The sequence below is a fragment of the Rhizobium etli 8C-3 genome (assembly GCF_001908375.1).
In the GTDB taxonomy this organism is placed as follows: Bacteria; Pseudomonadota; Alphaproteobacteria; order Rhizobiales; family Rhizobiaceae; genus Rhizobium; species Rhizobium etli_B.
Genome location: NZ_CP017244.1, coordinates 153062 through 173181, shown reverse-complemented (window position 1 = coordinate 173181; position 20120 = coordinate 153062). Strand labels below are relative to the sequence as shown.

The window sequence follows — 20120 nt, the reverse complement described above, 5'->3', positions numbered from 1 at the left end:
GAGCTATGCCATCGGACACACCGGCTATCGTGCTACAGTATTCCGGTCGCTTCCCACCGCGAGACAAGGCTTGGCTTACGGCCGAGGTTTTGAATCAGATCTGGGAAGCTGCTCGACCGGGGCATCAATCGTTAGGCTTTGACCTTGGGGCAAATGTGGAAAAAACTTCCGGATCTGCACTCGGGGGGTGTTAAGGTCGTGAGTGGAAATCGAGCTCGCGGCCCAGCAATCATTCATCTTGGATCATGGACATCTCGCCCGCGAATATTTTCTGCCACAGCGGGGCGTCCGGATGCTCTATGCGGCAAACGAGGCCCTCGACCAAGGCGCGGCCGACGCTGACCATGTCCACTGAATGCGCCATGAGCGGCGCGGAGAGATATCGTGCGATGCGGGTGTTGTCGCGGGTCGCGATGCTGAAGTCGCGGCCGACGGCGAGCCCGCGTTTGCGCAAGGCGCTAAGCGCCCCCAGCAGCCCCAGTTCGTTGGCGCAGACGAGGCCGGTCGGTGGATCGGCGCTTTCGAGCAGCCGCCCGATCCAGCGTTCGCTGGCCTCGATAGTAAAATCCTCATGCCCGATCAGAACGGGGTCGAAGGTTAGCCCCTGCTCATGAATCGACCTGCGATAGCCCGCCAGCCGCATTGCGCTGTACTGATCTTCCCGGGTCAGCAACTGGAGCGCGATGCGGCGGCAGCCCCGTTCGAACAGAAGCGAGGAAGCTTCATACGCGATGCGTTCATTATCGATATCGACATAGGCATAGTCCCGATCGAGATTGCTGCGCCCGAATGCGATGAACGGAAACCCCTGCTCCAACAAGTGGGGTATTCGAGGATCCTCCGCCAATATGCGCGTAATGAGCACACCATCGGCGGCGCCCGAACGGAGGACCATGTCGAGGTTCTCCTGCGGACTCTCCTCGGGCGTGGTTGAAAAGACCGTCAAGCTGTAGCCGAGCTCCCTTGCCGCCAGGGTCATCCCCTCCATTAGGGGAAGCTTGGCGATATCGGACAGGTAGTCCCTGGTCTCCATCGGCAGGATCGCGGTCAGGTTACGCGTAGAACCGGTGCGTAGTGCCCGACCATGCAGGTTAGGCACATATCCGGCCGCGTCCGCAGCCGCCTTCACGCGCCTGATCGTGTCGGGATGAACTTCCGGCCCGTCCTTGAGTGCCCGCGACACGGTAGTCACGGAGAGCCCGAGCTCATCTGCGAGCCTCCGGAGGTTCGGCCTACCCTTCGCCGTCATGTCGCCTCTGATCGTTGCCGTTTTCTTCCTTGTAGGTCGGCAATTCCATCATGGCAAGGAAAGCGTGGCGTGGCGAACAAAACGCTTGACGACTTGCCGATAAAGCGCAATCGTAACGTTACGATTTCATAAAATGAGGCGATAACGCCCAAAATGACCACCAGAGGCGAACCAAGGAGATGAGCCAATGATGCAGCTTTTCCGCTATTCCGTCGCAGCGATGGCGCTTGCGGCAGTGCCCGCGCTTGCCCAGAACGTGACCATTACCACCGCCGGCGGCGACTATGGCGACGCTGTCAAGAAAGCAATGTGGGAGCCGGCGGCGGCGGAGCTGGGATATACCGTGCGGGAGGAGACCCAGAGCGATGGCTTTGCCGCACTCAAGATGCAGGTCACGTCCGGTGCGGTGACGACCGACGTCATCCATCTCGGCTCCCCAGAGGGTGCACAGGCCGCTGAGCAGGGCATGCTTGAGCCACTCGATTACACGATCATCGACCCCCAATCGCTGCCACCTGGCGCCGAGTCCAAATATTGCTATCCCTTCACCTCTTACGGCACTGTGATGGCTTGGAATACCAAGGCTATTGGTACCAATCCTCCAGCCAACTGGGCGGAATTTTGGAATGTCGAGAAATATACCGGCAAGCGTGCGCTTCGTGCCAATGCGCAAGACCTAATCGAAATCGCCCTTCTTTCTGAAGGCGTGGCGCCGGCTGACATCTACAAGCAGCTCAGCGCCCCTGGTGGCCTCGACCGCGCCATCGCCCGGCTTGAGGCACTTAAGCCGAATATAGCGGTCTGGTGGACATCGGGCGCGCAGTCGGCTCAGATCCTGAAGGACGGGGAAGCCGATTTGGTCGTAACCTGGAACGGTCGTGCGGAAAGCGTCAAAACCGACGGTGGACCGGCGGATTTCAAGTTCCAGGGCTCGGTGATTGGAACGGATTGTCTCGCTGTGCCCAAAGGTGCCGCAAATCGCGAGGCAGCGATGAAGTTGATCGCAGCGATGACAACGCCGGAGCGGGAAGCCAAACTGACCGACTACATCGCCTACGGCCCCGTCAATCCGAAGGCTTACGAACTCAAGCTGATCTCCGCCGAGAAGATGAAGCTGCTCGCCACGGCGCCGGGCAATGTCGACGGTTCCGTGTTCTCCAATGCCGAATGGTGGGTCAAGAATGGCGAAACGGCCCAACGCGCTTTCGACGAGATGATCAGCCGCTAAGCCCGATAGGTGTGACAATGAGGGCAATCTCGCTCCCGATTTCCATCGCAGACCTCCGGAAGACCTACGGGAACTATTTGGCTCTCGACGATGTCACACTGGATATCGCCGCTGGCGAATTCCTTACCTTGCTGGGCCCTTCGGGGTCCGGAAAGACGACGCTGCTGATGGCGCTCGCGGGTTTCGTGCGGCCGGAAACCGGCGCGGTGACGATAGGTGGACAGAACGTAACCCGCCTGCCGCCCAACAAACGGAACATCGGCATCGTCTTCCAGAACTATGCTCTATTTCCACATATGAGCGTCTCGAGGAACGTCGAGTACCCCTTGAGGCTGCGTGGCGTTCCTAAAGCACAGGCCCGGGAGCGAGCGGAGGCGGCGCTTGTCAGGGTGAAGCTCTCCGGATTCGGGGCGCGCGACATCGCCGCGCTCTCCGGCGGCCAGCGCCAACGCGTTGCCCTGGCGCGCGCCCTTGTCTTCGAACCGCGCGTCATGCTGATGGACGAACCCCTATCGGCGCTCGACAAGATCTTGCGCGAGCACATGCAGTTCGAGATCCGCAAATTGCACGACGACCTCGGTGTCACCACAATCTATGTGACACATGACCAGCGCGAAGCGCTGACCATGTCCGACCGTATCGCGGTGATGGACGCCGGACGCATAGAGCAGATCGGGGCGCCACAGGACATTTATCGTCGACCGAGAAACCGCTTCGTGGCGGATTTCATGGGGGAGGCCAACATCGCGCCGACGAACAATCTCCAGGGCGCGGGCGCGGCGCGCATGCCGCGCGAACGCCTCGCAATGATCCGGGCGGAGTATTTCGAACTAGAACCGGCCGGCCTTGAGGAGGATCGGGTCGAAGTGACCGGGTGCCTCACCTCCAAGGCGTTCAGAGGTGAGAACTGGCTGCTGAACCTGGAAACCCCCATGGGAGATCAGTTCATGCTGAGTCTGGCGGCGAACCGGGCCGCCGGCTGCAGCGAGCTCAAGATCGGATCCAAGCTTCGCGCCTATGCGGAATTCGGCCACGTTCATCTTCTCGAAGGGGAGCGCTCCTCATGAGCGATCCCGGTCTCTTGCGTGAACAAAGGCGCGAGCGCCTTTTCTTCGTCGGCCTTGCCTGGCCGGCGATTGTCATCGTCGGCGTCTCGGCCATGGCGCCGATTTTCTGGATCCTCGGACAGTCTTTCCAGACGGTAGCGGGTGAGGCGACGCTCGGCAACTACGATAAAATTCTGTCGAGCGGCCTAACCTGGTCTTCTCTCGGCACCACTCTGGCGTTGTCGCTATCCACCTTGATCATCTGCGTGGTTCTGGGCGTTCCGCTGGCGCTAGCGTTGGCCAGTGCCAATCGACGCGTCGCAAACCGCGTGCTGATACTGATCATGTTGCCGCTGTGGACTTCGATCCTGGTGCGGACCTATGGATGGCTGGTGCTGCTGCGGCGAGATGGGCTGGTCAACTCAACGCTGGCTTGGCTCGGCGTGATCGACCAGCCGCTGCCGCTTGTCTACAATTTCACCGGGGCGTTGATCGGCATGACGCATTACATGTTGCCGCTCTTCGTACTGCCTGTTTATGCCGCCATGCGCGACATTGATGGCAATGTCGTGCGCGCCGCGGCGAGCCTCGGCGCGGGGTTCTGGCGCTGCGTTGCAACGGTCATACTGCCCCTCGCCTCGGGCGGCCTGACGTCTGGCTCGATGATTGTCTTCATCTACACACTCGGCTTCTTCATCACGCCGGCGGTACTTGGCGGCGGCAAGGTCAACCCCATCGCGATCCGCATCGAACGGACCTTATCGACATTCCAGGACTGGGGAGGTGCCAGCGCTCTGGGAATGCTGCTTCTGCTCCTCATTCTTATTGCCGGCTGCATGTTCGCCGCGATCCGCCGGCTGGCCCGTGAAAAGGTCCACTATGCTTGACGCCTATCAAGACAGCCGGCTTGCACGTGCCCTGATCTGGACGGTCGCGAGCCTGGTGCTCCTGTTTCTCATGCTGCCGACACTGATCGTCGTGCCGCTGTCCTTTTCCGCGTCCGATCTGCTCGAGTTTCCACCAAAGGATTGGTCGCTACGCTGGTACGAGACCTTCTTCGGCTCGGCCGTCTGGATGGCGGCCCTGAAGACCAGCCTTATGCTTGGTACGTTGACTGCCGCAATCGCCGTTCCCGTTGCCTTCCTGGCCTCGATCGCCATCAACCGGCTGGGCTCACCGCTCGCAGGAGGCGTCTACGGCTTTCTCCTCACGCCTTCGGTGACACCGGGAATCCTGCTCGCCATCGGTTTGTTCATCGTCTTGGCAAAACTCGGCCTGATCGGATCCTTCGTCGGCGTGCTTGCCGGACATGTGACGCTCGCCATTCCGGTGGCCATCGTGGTTTTGCAGCCGGCAGTGAACCGGTTCGACTGGCAGCAGGCGCAGGCGGCGCGAAGCCTGGGCGCCGGCTGGCCGAGAGCGATCGGCGGAATCATCGCGCCACAACTCGCCCTGAGCCTCGTCGCTGCTGGACTTATGGCCTTCCTCACTTCTCTCGACGAAGCGGTGATCTCCATTTTCGTCGCCAGCGGAGCGAACACGACGCTGCCCAAGTTGATGTTCATCTCGCTGCGGGATCAGATTGATCCCACTATCGCGGCCATTTCGACGTTGTGGACAATCTTCGTCGGGGCCGTCGTCCTGATCCTCAATGTGCGCTCCAACGATGCCTCAAAGTGAATGTGACAATGCCTGACAGACAGACAACCGCACCTATCCCCTCCGTCAGAACCGCTCTGATCACCGGGTCGGCCAATTGGGGCCTCGCCTTTCCGGAGGATGTGGGCATGGCCGGCGTCCGCGTGCTGGCGCGCGACCTCGCCTTCGACACACCTTATGGCCGGACGGAGAACTGGAAACTCCTCGAGTTCGACGCCTCGCTGACGGCGGAAGGGCGCACGAAACAGGTTCTGTGCATGTATTCCCATGGCAATCCGCGTGACCACATAGATCATTCTTGCCATCGACGCGCTTTTTCGGTCCTCATGCAGTCGGGCGTGCGTCGCGTCCTCTCCTGCTCGACGATCGGTGCCGTCAACAAGGCCATCCAGCCCGGCGACATGGTGATCAATGCAGATATCGTTGAACTCACTCAGACACCCTACTCCCTGCTTGAGGGTCGACAGCGGTTCGACTGCTCCGGAAAACAACTTGTCTGTCCGCAATGCGCCGCGCTGCTGGCGCAAACTGCGAAACGGCACTGGCCGGCTTCGCGCCGCATCCACGGCGTGGAACTAGGCCTCGTCGCCGCCCACTCATACGGGCCCCGATTGACCAGCCCGGCCGAAGCGATGGCCTTCCGCTCCATGGGCGCCGACGTAATCAACCATTCAATCGCACCTGAAGCCACGCTATCGCGCGAGATCGGCGCGTGCTTTACGCCCTGCGCCTTCGTCACGGCCGGTTTCAACGACTACATGGACCGAAATCGCGGTCAGCTTCTGCAGGACGACGTGATGCCGAGTCTGTCGGTGATCGCATCACGTGTGGCGCTGGAAACCGTCGCTCGGGTTCCCGATGATGAAAGCTGCATCTGCCATAAGCTGAAGTCACCCCAGCCCGCGGAACGATACGACCGTTTCTGAGCTCGCAACGGTGATGGGGCTGGGCTGCTTGAAGATGACCTGATGGCAATCGCCTTCACACCATCGGCATAGTGCTATCGCGGGAGAAATATCTCGGTGCCAGCACCGCCGGGCAGATTAAGTACCGCTCCTGGGAGCCGCCGTCGCATAATGTCCAATGTCGCCAGAATTCCTTTTCGAGGATCGACACGAAATTTGTTAACGGTGCAAAACGACGTAGTCGGTAAGTCTGCATCTCGGTTGTCCGACACAGACGTGGCAAGGGAGGACGCTAGCTCAGGCTGGAACTTCATCTTAGACGTATTAATAGTTTCGTCGGAACGCTCAGCGCCCCTGATCCGCTCGGCCGGCGGAACCCGAATCATTCTCAAGAGTTGAATGGCCGCCTGCAATACACGTGCTTCTTGGGAGGATATGATGATCCGGAAGAACTCTCTCATTACCGGCCTCACTGTGCTTGCTGTCATCGTTGCGAGCCCCGTTTCGGCCGAGACATTGAAATTCAAGGCTGACTTGAGAGGATCGAGTGAGGTGCCGCCTAATGACAGCGCGGGCAAGGGAACTGGCGACATAACCCTCGATACCGCCACTAAAAAACTGACATGGACTGTGACTTCCAGCGGTCTTTCTGGTGATGCCACTGCAGCGCATTTTCACGGTCCGGCGGCTGCGGGTGAAAATGCTGGACCGGTGGTCGATATCTCAAACGCCCTAGCTTCGGGATCTGCGGAAATCACCGATCAGCACATGACGGACTTGCAAGCCGGAAAATGGTATCTCAACATCCACACGGAGAAATTCCCTGACGGAGAGATCCGCGGGCAGGTGGGAAAAGCGCAATAGACAGCGCCACGTCGCTTCTCAAAATGTCGGGCGCGCCAACAGACATCGCGCGCTGCGGGTGTCCGACTGAACACGAAGCTTGCCTATGACCGTAATGGATCGAAACAGATAGTTCGGCTTCGCTACCTGACATAAAGACAATCCGCGGCTGATTGCGCCTTTGCAGCCACCGTGATGATTGCGCAAAAAGCCTGCCCCGAAGGGCAGGCCAAATCCACGTTAAGGAGTGGAGGGGGAATAACAATCGCGGAGGTTGGGCCGTTCAGTGTACACGTCGGGGCGGGCACCGCCGGCGCCTAGCGACCAGATTGACGGGGAAGGCTACCCACCGTACTTGCTCGACCACTCACTTCCAACAATCTTATGCGATGAGATTCGTTCGCTTCCCCAACACGTCTCAGGCGGCGCGGGCGCTGAAAATGTCCTTCTTCACCACCGCATGTACCCCCCAGTTTCCATCGACGACCTGGGTAATGCCGAAGTCTACTCCGATCGACATAAGAGAAATTGCTTCGTCCTCCGTGAGTCCTTTAGTTGTCATGAGGAAATGGCGCATCTTCCGGAACGCATCGCGCAGCGCTCTGTCGACGGACGACTTAGAATAGATGTCGCTCTGAGCGCTCGGTCCCAGTTCCTCGAGATAGTTGGCGTAGGAAAACCCGTGCACGAGCCAGTCGGTTTGCGTCTCGAGCATGGGGTAGTTGAGCTCCTGGAGCGGTGTGCCGGCAAGGTCCGCTTTCTTGTGCAAGATGAGCTGGAATGTACCGGTGAGCGAGCACTCGATCGCTGTGCCGCACAATTCGCTGTCGCCTTGGCTGGCATGAGGATCACCGACCGAGAGCAGCGCGCCGTCGACAGAGACCGGGTAGTACATCGTCGCGCCCTTGCCGATGCGCCAGTTATCGATGTTGCCGCCGGTGTAACTCGGCGGGATGGTGTCTACGAAGTCCGCTTCCTTCGGCGCCAGTCCAATCGTACCGAAATGCGGGCGAATAGGCAGTCTCACCCCCTTCAGCACGTCAAAGTTTCGATTGGTCAGGCTGTGGTCGACGGGAACCCCGGGATAATCGATCGTGTCATGTCTGACGCCAAACGGATCGGTCTGCGGCACCCATTGAAAATTGTAGACCGCTTCGGCCCAACTTTTACCGCCGGCGATATCGACTTCGTAGATGGTGACGACCTCGCGCTTGGTTCCGCCAAGGAGGTCATTGTAGTGAAAGCCCCAATTGGCCGCCGCGTTGGAGCCATATGACTTGCCGCTGAACTTGGGATTGCCGGACGGACGCGGCACGCAATCGAGAATCCTCACCTCCAGTATGTCGCCTGGCTCCGCGTTGCGGACATAGACCGGGCCGGTCATGATGTGCACACCCTGCCCCTCACCAGAACCTTTCTTGTACTTTGCCGGGTCAGTAGGGCCGGCACCGCGGCGGTCGACGCCCTTCTTCTCTTTCGTCCAGAGATAAACGCTCTCTGCACCCTCGTCGCCGTCGATCATGCGCTCCAGGTCGTCGCTTGCATGGTGGGTGAGCGCCTCGATCGTGACGATGTCGCCGGAACTGACCTCGATGCGCGGCTTCAGCGATTTGCTGAAGTAGCCCCAATGAACGGTCTCGGCGTTGGCCGGCAAATAGTGATAGGCGCGTTGGGCAGGCAGCTTCGATATCGTGGCCTGCGCCAGTGCGGGTGTGACCAGCGAGATGCCACCGGCGCCCAGCGCGGCCAGTCCGCTGGCCGCGAACAGGCCACTCTTGAGAAAACCGCGGCGCTCGGCATTTAGATCTTGCTTCAACTTCTTATGGTGAAGTTCGAAATGCGGACAGCTGGCATCATCGCCTTTGCACATGAAAAAATCCTTGTGTTTTGGTGGAAGGAATGTGCGCGACAGTATGCACCACACGCCCCACCGGCAATCCCACCTAACCGGCCACGAAATTCATCGGGTTACGCTGCCTGTGTAAAACATGTAATTATTTCAATTCGTTAACAGAACGCTCGCAGTTTCGACCAAGCTTGTGCTCCACCTATTGACCGCGTAAAGTCAAGAGATTGTTCGCATTGCGCACAAAGACTGTGGTCGGCTTCGGGATATAGTCGAACTGCGGCGGAGGGACGCCCGTTGTCGCGCACGGCGGCAGTTCTAGATTGGCCAACAGGGACGCTCTTCTCTTATGTTTGTGACACCGCGCTCGATCGACCAACTGCCCCTCGCTCACCGTCATAAGGCGTGGCTCGACTGGTTTGAGGAGCTATCCCTTTCCGCGTCGGTCGACGATCAGCCGATTCCGAGAGGCACCATGCGCCTGCGGGCAGCGAGCGCCACCACGCGCCTCGCCGACATCTCCGGCACACCGCAGCGTATCGTGCCTATGCGCCAGAGCCACGGGGTCCTCTTCGCGCTTATCGTTGCCGGGCGCGGGCGCCTTGTCGCCCCGCAACAGGCGGTCGATCTCGCGGACGGCGACATGATGGTGCTGGGTACAGCCGACGACTGGTCGTTGACCTTCCGCAGCGACTTCCGTGCGTTCCTGCTACAGGCGGCCGTCGGTCCGCTGGAGGCTCGGCTTGGCCGCAACGGCATCCGCTTACCGAAAGTGCTAGGTAGCACCGTTGTCGCTGCGGTCGCGAAGTCCGGATTGCGAACGCTGGGCTCAAGTCTCGAGACTTCCGGTGCCGCCGATCTGACCGCCGCCGGCGTGGCCTTGACGGAGCTCGTAGCAAGCGCCCTTCTGGGCGAGATACGTGAGCCCGCTGGCAGCCTGACCGGGGTGCAAGCGGCGCATTTCCGGCGCGTCGCGGCGGCGATCGACGCCCGTCTGTCGGACGCCGATTTAGCCTTGGCTGTCATCGCGAGACTAGAAGGGCTTTCCGTTCGTTACGCACAAAAACTGTTTGAGGCACGTGGGGAAAGCTTCTCCGATTATGTGCGCCAGCAGCGCCTCGAACATTGCCGCATAGACCTGGCAGATCCCAACCATGCACATGAAAGCGTGGCCTCGATCGGACAGCGCTGGGGCTTTCGCGATCAATCACATTTCAGCCGCGCTTTTGGCGCGACGTTTGGAATGAGTCCCAAGCAGGTGAGGCACGCTCGGGCGCAGACGGAGGAAACTTATCCGCTGCGCGGCAAACCGGGCGGCCGCAAGGTGGCGCCGGCGCGCAGCGCCCAGATGCTTCTGGCGCCCATGGATCGTCCACCAACCGCAATAGCTCGCGAACGCTTCGACCATTGGCATTTGCCCGCAACTGCGGAAACCGTGCATTGGGGCTTTTTCAGCCGTTCGCTGCCGCCGGTGCTGCGCGTAGATCCGGGCGACACAGTCACCGTCGAGACACTCACCCAGCACGCCGGCGACGACTGGCAGCGGATGGTGGCGGGCGACAGCGGGGCCGAAAGCGTGTTCGAATGGTCACCCGAACGCAAGCTCGTCGACCGTCGCGGTGCAGGTCCGGCCAACGCTTCGATTTTCGGGCGCGGCGCCGGCGAGGGATTCGGCGTTCACATCATGACCGGCCCGATCTATGTGCGCGGCGCCGAGCCGGGCGACGTGCTCGAGATCGAGTTCGTCGATATTCGGCCAAGGCCGAGCGCTACATTCCCCGGCAAGACTTTTGCATCGAACGTATCGGCATGGTGGGGGTTTCAGTATCACGACCTTCTGAACCCGGACGCCAAACGCGAAACGGTGACGATTTTTGAAATCGACACACAGTGCCCGACCGCCGCGCGGCCGCTGTACAGCTACGAATGGCAACCGCAGACTGACCCATTCGGCGTTGTCCACCCGACGATCGACTATCCGGGTGTACCCGTCGACCACAGCAAGGTATCGCACCGCGACTTGAGTGAAAGCACCGTGCGCATACCGGCGCGCATGCATTTCGGGTGCGTTGCCGTGGCTCCGCGCGAGGCCGACCTGGTCGATTCCATTCCACCGGGCTATTTCGGCGGCAATGTCGACAATTGGAGGATCGGAGCCGGTGCGAAGCTTTATTTGCCCGTTGCGGTTCATGGCGCACTACTCTCGCTCGGCGATGGACATTTCGCGCAGGCGGACGGCGAGATCAATGGCACGGGACTTGAGTGTTCGCTGACGGGCGACATCCTTATCAAGCTCCATAAGACAGGTGACGCGTGCCCAGCTTTCCTGCGCGGTCTTAACTCGCCGCTCATAGAAACCGAGCGCAGCTGGGTGATACAGAGCTTCAGCCACCCCAACTATCTCAAGGACCTGGGCAGCAACGCGCAGTCTGACGTATACAAAAAATCCACCATCGATTTGGCGTTGCGCAATGCCTTCCGCCAGACGCGCCGATTCATCATGCAAACATACGATCTCACGGAAGACGAGGTGCTGAGCATCATGTCTCTGGCCGCCGATTTCGGCATCACGCAAGTCGCCGACGGAAATTTCGGCGTGCATGCGACAATTGACAAAGCTGTGTTTGGGCAGCGGCATCACAGCCGGCGTACCGCTCGCGGCTGACTTTTCGAGCCGCCTGCTGATATTCGGAAGTGAGTTGTAGGACCTTTGGGCCGAACTCCCCTGGGAGGCACCCGACCCGGCCCGAGAGCAAAGGACACTGCTGCCTGCGCCGGTGCTACTGTGGCGCGAGGCCCGACACTCCACTCAAGCCCTTTTCGGCTCGATGAACTACAAGAGCATCGGACAAGCGTGACGTAATCGTTTTCATCACATCGGGCGAGCTTCTATCGACGTTATAGACGAAGCCAGGAAAATCCAGTGTCTTCTGGAGCGCCCAGATGGCTTCGTGCTGATCCGGCGGAAGAACTTGCACTGGGTCACCGACAGCGACCCATCCGATTGGCACCGTCGAGCCTGGCTCCAGCCGCGTTCGCAGGTGTACGGTTCCGTTGATGCGGACTTCCGACCCGCTTCCGATTTGTGCCCCGTGAAACACGGCTGCCCCAGTGGCGAGGAAAACTTCGACGTCAATCTGGGCGCCAGCCACATGGCTGTTGGGGCCAATTATGCAGTGATCTCCGATGGAACAGTCATGGCGACTGGTGGCTCGGATCACCGCATTCTCGAACACGATGCAATTCCGCCCGATGCGGATGGAGCCGCCGGCTTCTGCCACCAAGCGAGCACCGTGCATGATTCTGCTACCCGCACCGATCGCAACATCGCCACATACGGTCGCGTCCGTCGCAACCCAGGCATCGGCATCGATCGATGGCGACCGTTCGTCGTACGATAAAATCATGGCCTTACTCTCCTGCCTCTATCCTGGCCGCTACGATGATGCCCGCATACTTTCGAGATGCCAGACCTTGGCGACAATCCGCCAGCCTTCAGTGCCTTTCAAGAAGCAAAGATAGTCGATGAAGACGTTCGCGTGGATCCGCAGCCTGACCTTCACGGTGGCCGCAACCGGCGACAGCCAGTCAATCAAAATGATCTCGTCTTCGCGTTCCTGCGAGCGGCTAGCGGGAGGTTCGCGCTTCGCAATCACCTGGCGATAATCTGCAATCGGGTCGACTGCGACTGCGCCTTCGTCAGCGTCGAAGAGGCTGCAGGCAGGATGAAAGATCCGGTCAAAGAGTGAAAGATCGCAGGCGTAAAGGGCATCGAAATAGGTTTGTATCGCGTCTAGCAGGTCCGTATCGCGGCTCATCGTGTTCTTCCGTAATTTGTTGGCGAGTACCGTGTCGCATGGCCGGCGCCCGCGTTGCCAGCGGCAGGATTGCCAGATAAGACGGCATTCATGCCAAAAACTGAGAACTTACGCCTTCCTGAAAACAGCCGTGTCGTCAGCCTCGTCTATGACGGCCTCTGTACCTTCGAGTTCGGAATCACTGCCGAAATCTTTGGCCTGGATCGCCCTGAAGCAGGACCGAACTGGTATCAGTTCAAATCGGTCTCGCTGGAGGGTCAGGTTCTTCGTGCCTGCGGTGGCCTGACGGTTGCAGCAACAGGGACCGAAGCCGATCTGTACCGGGCCGGAACGATCATCGTCCCCGGCTGGCGCGGCCCCGATGAGCCTGTACCGGATAAGATCTGTAACGCATTGGCCCGCGCTCATGAGGGCGGCGCCCGCATCGTTTCCATCTGCGGGGGCGCCTATGTGCTCGCAGCCGCCGGCTTGCTAAATGGCCGTAGGGCCACGACGCACTGGCGTTTTGCCGAGGGCATGGCTCAGCGTTTTCCTGCTATCGAGATCGACGCGAATTGCCTCTATGTCGATGAGGGCGACATTCTTACCTCGGCCGGCAGTTCGGCAGGCATCGACCTGTGCCTGCATATTGTCCGCTCGGATTTTGGAGCGGAACTCGCCAATACGGTGGCGCGTCGCCTGGTGATGTACAGCCATCGCCAGGGAGGACAATCCCAGTTCATCGAGCGCCCCGTGCCCCTGAGACGGGAGGCAGATCGATTGTCATCGATCCTGGATCGCATTCAGGCGAATCTTCAACATGCACATACGGTCAGTTCCCTGGCCCGCCATGCCGGCATGAGCGAACGAACCTTTCAGCGTCGCTTTCGCTCGTTTACGGGCTTGCCGCCGCTCAAATGGATCTTGAGGGAGCGGCTGGAGCAGGCTCGCATCATGCTCGAGACCAGTTCGTCCGCGCCCGACGACATCGCGCGGGTGACCGGACTTGGAAGCGCTGAAAACCTGAGGCTCCAGTTCGGTCGCCGATATGGTGTTAGCCCATTGGTCTACCGCGATCGGTTTGCCCAACGACCGGGATAGCCAAGTGCTCTGAAGCACACTGGCCCCGATCAGAATCGGAGACACAAAGGAACCAAGCTGCGCAAGCAAATTGTGTTCTCTCACCGGAAGAGGTCACGTACACCGTGGCCCGTCGACGGAACTAGTCCTGATTGGCGACCACCGGCAGGCTGCTTTCGTTCGAAAGACGGGTTTCGGCCTGCCGGGCGGCAGAGACGAGGCGTCGCTTTGCGCGGATCGCGTGCCATTGTTGGTCGATCAGGACGCCGATGAGGATCACGCCACCCATAACAGCGAAATTCAACGACGAGGGGATACCGAGTAAATTCACGAGATTCTGCAACTCCTGGAGCAGCACCGTGCCCAGCACGACGCCGACGATCGATCCCTCGCCGCCGCGGAGCGAAAAGCCGCCGAGTACGGCAGCGGCGATCGCGTAAAGTTCGTAGAACTGACCATGGCTCGCCGGCGAGATCGAGCGCGTGTACATGGCGAAATAAATCGCCGAAAGCGCCGTGAGCAGCCCGCAGATGACATAGGCCGTCATGACCATGCGGCCGGTGCGGATCCCGGAATAGCGGGCCGCCTCCTCGTTCTTGCCGATTGCGTAAAGATAGCGCCCAAAGACGGAGCGATGGAGCACTACCCACATGACCACGGCAATGATGACGAGCGCGATGAAAGTGTTGGGAACGCCGTAAGACCGCCCAGCGGTCAGGAATTCGAGCTCGGGGAAATTTTGGCCAAAAGCAAAACCCGCCGTTCCATCGGCCGTATAGAAGCGCGCCGCCCCACGATAAATCAGGAGGCCGCAGAGGGTGACGACGAAGGGCTGCAGGTTAAGCCGGGTGATCAGCCAGCCGTGGACGGCACCTATGACCGCACCGAGCACGAGAATGAGCGGCAGCGCCAGCATCCATGACATATCCTGGACCGCGACGAAATCGACGAACAGCACGCCGAGAAGCGCGACGAGCGAACCCACGGAAAGCTCGATACCACCTGTTATGATAACAAAGGCTTGGCCAATCGACAGGATGCCGAATAGGCCGATCAGGTTGGCGGTGTTGGCCAGGTTGATCGGCAGCAGGAAGCGCGGGTTGATGATGGCGACGACGATGCCGACGACGACGATCAAAAGCAGCAGTCCGAGATCTTTTTTGATCATTCGAGATCCATCCCCGATACTTATTTGTATTGGCCGCAGCCGCTATTTTACGCGTTTGCCGACAGCAAGCAAAAGGACGCTTTCCTGGCTGATTTCGTCCTCTTCCAATATGCCGGCGATCTGGCCTTCGTGCATGACGGCGATGCGGTCAGAAACGCCTATCACCTCTTCCATGTCGCTGGAGATCATCAGGATCGCCACTCCGGCATCGGCAAGCGCTCGCATCAGGCCGTAGATCTCGTTCTTCGCGCCGATATCAATGCCGCGCGTCGGCTCGTCGAAGATCATCACCTTGGGGCTCATCGATAGCCATTTGGCAAGCACCACCTTCTGCTGATTGCCGCCGGACAGAGTGCCGGTTCGCGTCGAAACGGAGGGCGCCTTGATACCGAGGCGAACGCGCTGCTTTTCGGCCGCCGCCCTCTCCCGCTCAGCGGAGAGCATGAAGCGGCTGGAGAGCTTGGGGAGATCGGCAAGGGTTATGTTCTGGGCGATCGGGAGATCAAGAAGAATGCCGTTACGCTTGCGATCCTCCGGGACGAGGAAAATGCCACGAGTGACAGCGTCCCGGGCAGAGTTGACCGCAATTTGCCGACCGTCCTGCAGAATGGCTCCGCCGTAGCTCCGGTCAATGCCGAAGAGTACCCTTGCAAGCTCGGTGCGGCCCGATCCCACGAGCCCTGCAAGCCCCATGATTTCTCCATACTGAATTTCCAGATCAACGGGACGGCCGGGGTAGGCCTCAGTACGCACGCCGCTTACCTTTAGCGCAACCGAGCCGGGCGAGCGCTGCGGTTTTGCGGTCCGGGCCGCAAGCACCCGGCCGATCATCAGCTTGACCATCTGATCGTGGCCGATGTCCTTCTTGGCGAGCGTGCCCACCAGCGCGCCGTCGCGCAGGACTATGACCCGGTCCGCGACGCGCTCAACCTCGTGAAGGCGATGCGAAATAAAAATTACACTGATGCCATCCGCTTTCAGCAATCTGATAATGCTGAGGAGCCGCTCGGTTTCGGCCAGCGGCAGGCTGGACGTGGGTTCGTCGAAGATGACGAGCCTGGCGTTGATGGACAGCGCTTTGGCGATTTCCACCATCTGCTGCTCGGCAAGGGAAAGCAATGCCACGGGTGTGTCGGCGGAAAAATGAGCCCCTACCCGCTTCAGGAGCGGTTTCACCATTTCTCGCAGCCGATCGCGATCGACGAGCTTGAAAGGTCCAGCCTTCAGCGGTTCGCGGCCCAGGAAGATATTGGCAGCAACGTCGAGATTCTCAAAGAGATTGAGTTCTTGGTGCACGAAGGCGATGCCTGATGAGATGCTCGATTCCACAGTAAGGAAACGAAGCTCTGCGCCGTCGAGCAGGATCGTGCCCCGGTCGGGTGCGATCACGCCGCCAAGAATCTTCATCAGCGTCGATTTTCCAGCCCCGTTCTCGCCAACGAGGCCGATGACCTCTCCCGGCATGATGTCGATCGACAAGCCCTCGAGCGCAACGACGCCTGGATAGGTCTTGCCAATGCCGGAAAGCGAGAGGAACGGCGTTGCAAGCGCGTCCGGTGACGGGATGTCGGAGCTGTGGTTCATCGCCTGTCCATGGCTGCTAATGCTGTCGGCATGAGACGTCCTTCGCGGCGGCGGCAAATGCCCCCGCCGCGAAGGAGGGTTATTTTCCAGCCATGGCCTTCAGGTTGGTGGCATATTTGTCGACGTCATCCTTGCCGATGATCACCGTCGGGATGATGATCAAGCCGTTGCTGGGAACGCCGGACTTGTCGCCCTTGAGGTAGGCCGCCATCAGCTTCATGCCCTGATATGCCCATTCGAACGGCTGCTGCACGACGGTCGCTGCGATCGTGCCTTCCTTGACGCCGCCGAGCGTGATCGGATCGTCATCAAAGCCGACGACGGTGATCTGGCCGAGTTTGCCGGCGTCGCGCAGCGCCTCATAGATGCGCGGCGTGTTGTAGGAGTAGAAACCGACCATGCAGGTGACGTCGGGGCTGGCCACCAGCGCGTCCTCGACATTCTTCTTTGCGCGCGTCTGGTCGATATCGTCGCCGCGCACATCGGTCAGCTCAATCTTCGTGCCTTTCAGGCCGTCCTTCATGCCCTGGATGCGTTCCTTGGCGTTGTCGGCGCCGAGCAGGCCAACGAATCCAATGCACTTGCCGCCATCCGGCATCGCCTTCTTGGCGATTTCGGCTGCCTGCAGGCCAGCGTCGATGTTGGATGAACCGATATAGGCGACGCGATTGGTCTGCGGCGCGTCACTGTCGGTGGTGAAGAGAGCAGTCTGCGATCCGATCTTGTTCAGGCCGTCTGTCTGGGTCTTGGGATCGACCGCAGAGACCATGATCCCTTTAACACCGGCGCTGACCAAGTCTTCCATCAGGCGTTGCTGAACGGCGACCGATGCCTGCTCAGGGTACTTCAGCTCCATCTGGTAGTCTGGCATTTCACCCTGCGCCTTCTTCACGCCCGCTTCGGCGGCTTTCCAGAAGTCGGACGCTCCGTTGACGACGAATGCAAGCGTCGGCTTGTCGGCGGCATGGGATACCGCGATCGGCGCCGCGCTCAGCATCAATCCGGCGAAGAACAAGGCTGCATTGCGTTTCAGCTGCTTCATAACATACCTCCCGAGGGCCGCGGTTTCATGGCCCGTTTGCGATTTGCGGCCGGCCGGATGCGCGCCCCCTCCTAGGGCCGTCGCGAAAGCGACGAAGGGCATAGGTTCCGATCGCACCGGCGACGGTATACAATAATCTTAATTAGTAAATAGTATTATCAAAGCGCATCAAAACAATTGATCACAGCTGACTTATATGCAGTTTTTTTACTGGGAAACTGCTGCAATTTAAAGCGTTGTAATAAATTCATGCGATTGTCAGCACTTTCGATGGACTGCTAATATTTATTAGCCAACATGCCTAAATCCATTCATTCTGACGGAGACAGTTCCACGAATGCGAAAACCCAGGACCCAAAAGAAGAACAGGCACGCCGTCGATAAGCCCGTCCGCGTCACGATGATGGACATTGCCGCGGCGGCTGGCTGCTCGCAGGCAGCCGTTTCCTTCGTCCTCAACGACACGCCCGGCACCCGTATCTCGCAGCAGACGCGCGACCGGGTTTTGGAGGCGGCGCGTGCGCTCGGCTACGTGGGGCCGACTTATACGACCACGGCCTCTTATTCGGGAACGGACAACGTGATCGGTTTCGCCGTAGATCAGCTTGCCACCAGCCCGGAAGCGATCGTCGCGATCGAAGGCGCGCGGCAAGCCTCCTGGAACGCCGGCAATGTCCTTTTGGTAACCCAGACGCTCAGTGATCCCATCATGGAGCCGAAGGCAATCGAGGCGTTGACGAATGGGGGCATATCGGCACTTATATATATGACGATCTATACCCGCCAGATCGAGCTTGCTTCTTATATTTATAAACTGAACATCCCGACAGTGCTGCTGAACTGCTATACGGCGGACCATGCCTTTCCTGCCGTAGTGCCGAGCGAGATCGCCGGAGGGCAGACCTCGACCCGGCACCTGATCATGCACGGTCATCATCGCATCGCAACGATCACCGGCGAAATCTGGATGCAGGCTGCGCAGGACCGGCTCACGGGATATCGTCGGGCGCTGGCCACCGCCGATATACCCTTCGACCCAGACTTGGTGGTTGAAGGCGACTGGTCGGCGGGAGCCGGCTATGCCGCCACGATGAAACTGCTTGCCCTGACAGAGCCGCCGACCGCGATCTTCTGCCAGAACGACCGCACTGCCATCGGGTGCTACGAAGCGCTGAAAGACGCAGGGCTCCGCATTCCTCAGGACATGTCGGTGGTGGGTTACGATGACGAGGAGATTTCGCGACATCTCGTACCCCCGCTGACGACGTCGGTTCTTCCACATCTCGCCATGGGGCAATGGGCGATCGAACATCTCAATCCGGAAAGTACGCCCGGCAAGCGCTATCCAATTGCGAAGCTCGAATGCTCGCTCGTTAAGCGTCATTCCGTCGCCGTGCCGCGGGCCGAAGCACGGCAGATCCACGATGGAGCACATCCTCAGCCATAGGTCTCGGGTCTGCACCAGCGCAAAATGCCGCCGGCGTTGGCCCGGCAAATTGACCCGCTCTTCCTGGCTTCCAGCGACTACGTTGAGAAAGGCGAAAGGGACAACGGGTGCGGCAGCGACGACAAGTCGACAACGGGCAAAGGTCAACTGCGGTATCGGGGATCGGCATATCGCGTGCCGAGAAAATTCAAACCGGCTGAGGAGACGATTGAAATCCGGGCACAAGGAGCGGTCACGCGTCCGGCCCGTCCGCGAAGGACAGGCCGTTTGCTTGATCCAATACCCACAGGGGCAACGGTTCACTGGAATTTTGCCATGTTCTCAGGCGTCACCAGGGCAGCGCCCGAGTCGATCAAAGACTCGACCTTCTCTCCGCGAATCGATTTTACCAGCGCATCCACACCGAGTTCAGCCATCTTGGTGGGGAACTGTGCCACCGACGCATCCTCCACTCCACTCTTCAGCGCCTCCTCTTCACCGCAGCAGAAGTCGAAACCGACCAGCACAATCTTGTCATTGGCAGTGCCGGCGTTCTTGATGGCGCGCGCCGCTCCAGCAGCGGGCGGGCCGCAAGCGGCATAAATGGCCTTGAGGTCCGGGTTCTTCGTTAGCAGATCCTCGGCGACGCTGATCCCGAGTTCCTCGCTGCAGTTTGTTGCGCCTTTCCCGACGATCTTGACGTCTAGACCGTTCAGTCCTTCAAGCATACCCTTCACACGGTCATCCAGCGCTGGCACACCGGGCACGCCCTCAAGTATCCCCATCGTGTCGCCGGCCCTAAGAACAGTTTTGAGGTATTCGCCGGCGATTTTGCCTGCAGCGAAATTATCCGTCGTGGCAAGCGCCGTCCTGCCTTTCCAATCCGGAATATTGTTATCCATCAGCACGACCTTGATACCGGCCGCCACTGCCTTGTCCAGGGCAGTTGACACGGTGGGATCGACGGGCGTGATGGCAATGCCCTGCACCCCTTGTGTCACCATGGACTCGATCTGTGCAATCTGGCCCTCGATGTCGGTTGCGGACGAACCCTGGCCGTAGATGATCTCTACGCCGGGATTTCTCTTGGCATATTCTTTGGCTGCGTTCTCCATTGTTGCGAAGAACGGTACGGGGAATTTGGTTATAAAGCCGAGTTTCACCGGCTCCTGCGCCAAGGACGGCACTACGGCGACGGCCAGGAGCGTAAGAGCTCCCAGCAGGGATTGCGGTTTCATGATACACCT

Annotated in this window: 17 protein-coding genes; 9 read left to right on the top strand and 8 right to left on the bottom strand. The window is 59.7% G+C overall.

The genetic code is table 11. The annotated features are described in order from the left end of the window. Positions 1-229 precede the first annotated feature (229 nt). Positions 230-1249 carry a LacI family DNA-binding transcriptional regulator gene (locus AM571_RS25655; RefSeq protein ID WP_074063871.1) on the bottom strand — a complete coding sequence of 340 codons (1020 nt, stop codon included), beginning with the start codon at positions 1247-1249 and terminating at the stop codon, positions 230-232. A gap of 187 nt (positions 1250-1436) precedes the next feature. Between AM571_RS25655 and AM571_RS25650 the strand changes: the two genes are divergently transcribed. The 6 genes from AM571_RS25650 (at position 1437) to AM571_RS25625 (ending at position 6951) form a co-directional block, all read left to right on the top strand. Continuing rightward, positions 1437-2477: an ABC transporter substrate-binding protein gene (locus AM571_RS25650; RefSeq protein WP_237358636.1), complete on the top strand. Its 1041-nt coding sequence runs from the start codon at positions 1437-1439 to the stop codon at positions 2475-2477. 17 nt (positions 2478-2494) lie between these two features. Next, entirely contained in the window at positions 2495-3544 is a 1050-nt protein-coding gene (locus tag AM571_RS25645; RefSeq protein ID WP_074063870.1) for an ABC transporter ATP-binding protein, read from the top strand. Beyond that, positions 3541-4410, top strand: coding sequence for an ABC transporter permease (locus AM571_RS25640; protein WP_074063869.1), 870 nt, complete (start codon positions 3541-3543; stop codon positions 4408-4410). The genes AM571_RS25645 and AM571_RS25640 overlap by 4 nt, the downstream gene beginning before the upstream one ends. After that, entirely contained in the window at positions 4403-5203 is an 801-nt protein-coding gene (locus AM571_RS25635; protein WP_074063868.1) for an ABC transporter permease, read from the top strand. Before AM571_RS25640 ends, AM571_RS25635 begins: the two co-directional genes overlap by 8 nt. Before the next feature lie 8 nt (positions 5204-5211). Next, positions 5212-6108, top strand: a complete 897-nt coding sequence (locus AM571_RS25630) for a 5'-methylthioadenosine phosphorylase (protein ID WP_074063867.1) — start codon at positions 5212-5214, stop codon at positions 6106-6108. Between the two features lie 414 nt (positions 6109-6522). After that, the gene (locus AM571_RS25625; protein WP_196776379.1) at positions 6523-6951 is read left to right on the top strand and encodes a CHRD domain-containing protein; all 429 of its coding nucleotides are present in this window, start codon (positions 6523-6525) and stop codon (positions 6949-6951) included. A gap of 397 nt (positions 6952-7348) precedes the next feature. On the opposite strand, the gene AM571_RS25620 is transcribed toward AM571_RS25625, so the two are convergent. After that, positions 7349-8800: an acetamidase/formamidase family protein gene (locus AM571_RS25620; RefSeq protein WP_074063865.1), complete on the bottom strand. Its 1452-nt coding sequence runs from the start codon at positions 8798-8800 to the stop codon at positions 7349-7351. 325 nt (positions 8801-9125) lie between these two features. On the opposite strand from AM571_RS25620, the gene AM571_RS25615 reads away from it, so the two are divergent. Beyond that, on the top strand, positions 9126-11441 hold the full coding sequence (locus tag AM571_RS25615) for an acetamidase/formamidase family protein (protein ID WP_074063864.1): 2316 nt from the start codon (positions 9126-9128) through the stop codon (positions 11439-11441). Between the two features lie 115 nt (positions 11442-11556). On the opposite strand, the gene AM571_RS25610 is transcribed toward AM571_RS25615, so the two are convergent. Further along, complete coding sequence (locus AM571_RS25610) at positions 11557-12183, bottom strand: gamma carbonic anhydrase family protein (protein WP_074063863.1); 627 nt, start codon at positions 12181-12183, stop codon at positions 11557-11559. A gap of 30 nt (positions 12184-12213) precedes the next feature. Further along, positions 12214-12594, bottom strand: coding sequence for a nuclear transport factor 2 family protein (locus tag AM571_RS25605; protein ID WP_074063862.1), 381 nt, complete (start codon positions 12592-12594; stop codon positions 12214-12216). Positions 12595-12684: 90 nt separating this feature from the next. Between AM571_RS25605 and ftrA the strand changes: the two genes are divergently transcribed. Then, positions 12685-13674 (top strand): transcriptional regulator FtrA, encoded by a 990-nt coding sequence (gene ftrA, locus AM571_RS25600; RefSeq protein WP_074063861.1) that lies wholly within the window; start codon positions 12685-12687, stop codon positions 13672-13674. Between the two features lie 121 nt (positions 13675-13795). On the opposite strand, the gene AM571_RS25595 is transcribed toward ftrA, so the two are convergent. The 3 genes from AM571_RS25595 to AM571_RS25585 all read right to left on the bottom strand — a co-directional run bounded on the left by AM571_RS25595 (position 13796) and on the right by AM571_RS25585 (position 17447). Further along, the gene (locus tag AM571_RS25595; RefSeq protein WP_074063860.1) at positions 13796-14821 is read right to left on the bottom strand and encodes an ABC transporter permease; all 1026 of its coding nucleotides are present in this window, start codon (positions 14819-14821) and stop codon (positions 13796-13798) included. A 42-nt stretch (positions 14822-14863) separates the two neighbouring features. Next, positions 14864-16405 (bottom strand): sugar ABC transporter ATP-binding protein, encoded by a 1542-nt coding sequence (locus AM571_RS25590; protein WP_074063859.1) that lies wholly within the window; start codon positions 16403-16405, stop codon positions 14864-14866. A 79-nt stretch (positions 16406-16484) separates the two neighbouring features. Further along, the gene (locus tag AM571_RS25585; protein WP_022713742.1) at positions 16485-17447 is read right to left on the bottom strand and encodes a sugar-binding protein; all 963 of its coding nucleotides are present in this window, start codon (positions 17445-17447) and stop codon (positions 16485-16487) included. A gap of 337 nt (positions 17448-17784) precedes the next feature. Between AM571_RS25585 and AM571_RS25580 the strand changes: the two genes are divergently transcribed. Next, entirely contained in the window at positions 17785-18894 is a 1110-nt protein-coding gene (locus AM571_RS25580) for a LacI family DNA-binding transcriptional regulator (protein WP_074063858.1), read from the top strand. A 299-nt stretch (positions 18895-19193) separates the two neighbouring features. Here the strand turns inward: AM571_RS25580 and AM571_RS25575 are convergent, their stop codons facing one another. Then, positions 19194-20111 carry a sugar ABC transporter substrate-binding protein gene (locus AM571_RS25575; RefSeq protein WP_074063857.1) on the bottom strand — a complete coding sequence of 306 codons (918 nt, stop codon included), beginning with the start codon at positions 20109-20111 and terminating at the stop codon, positions 19194-19196. Between the last annotated feature and the right edge of the window lie 9 nt (positions 20112-20120).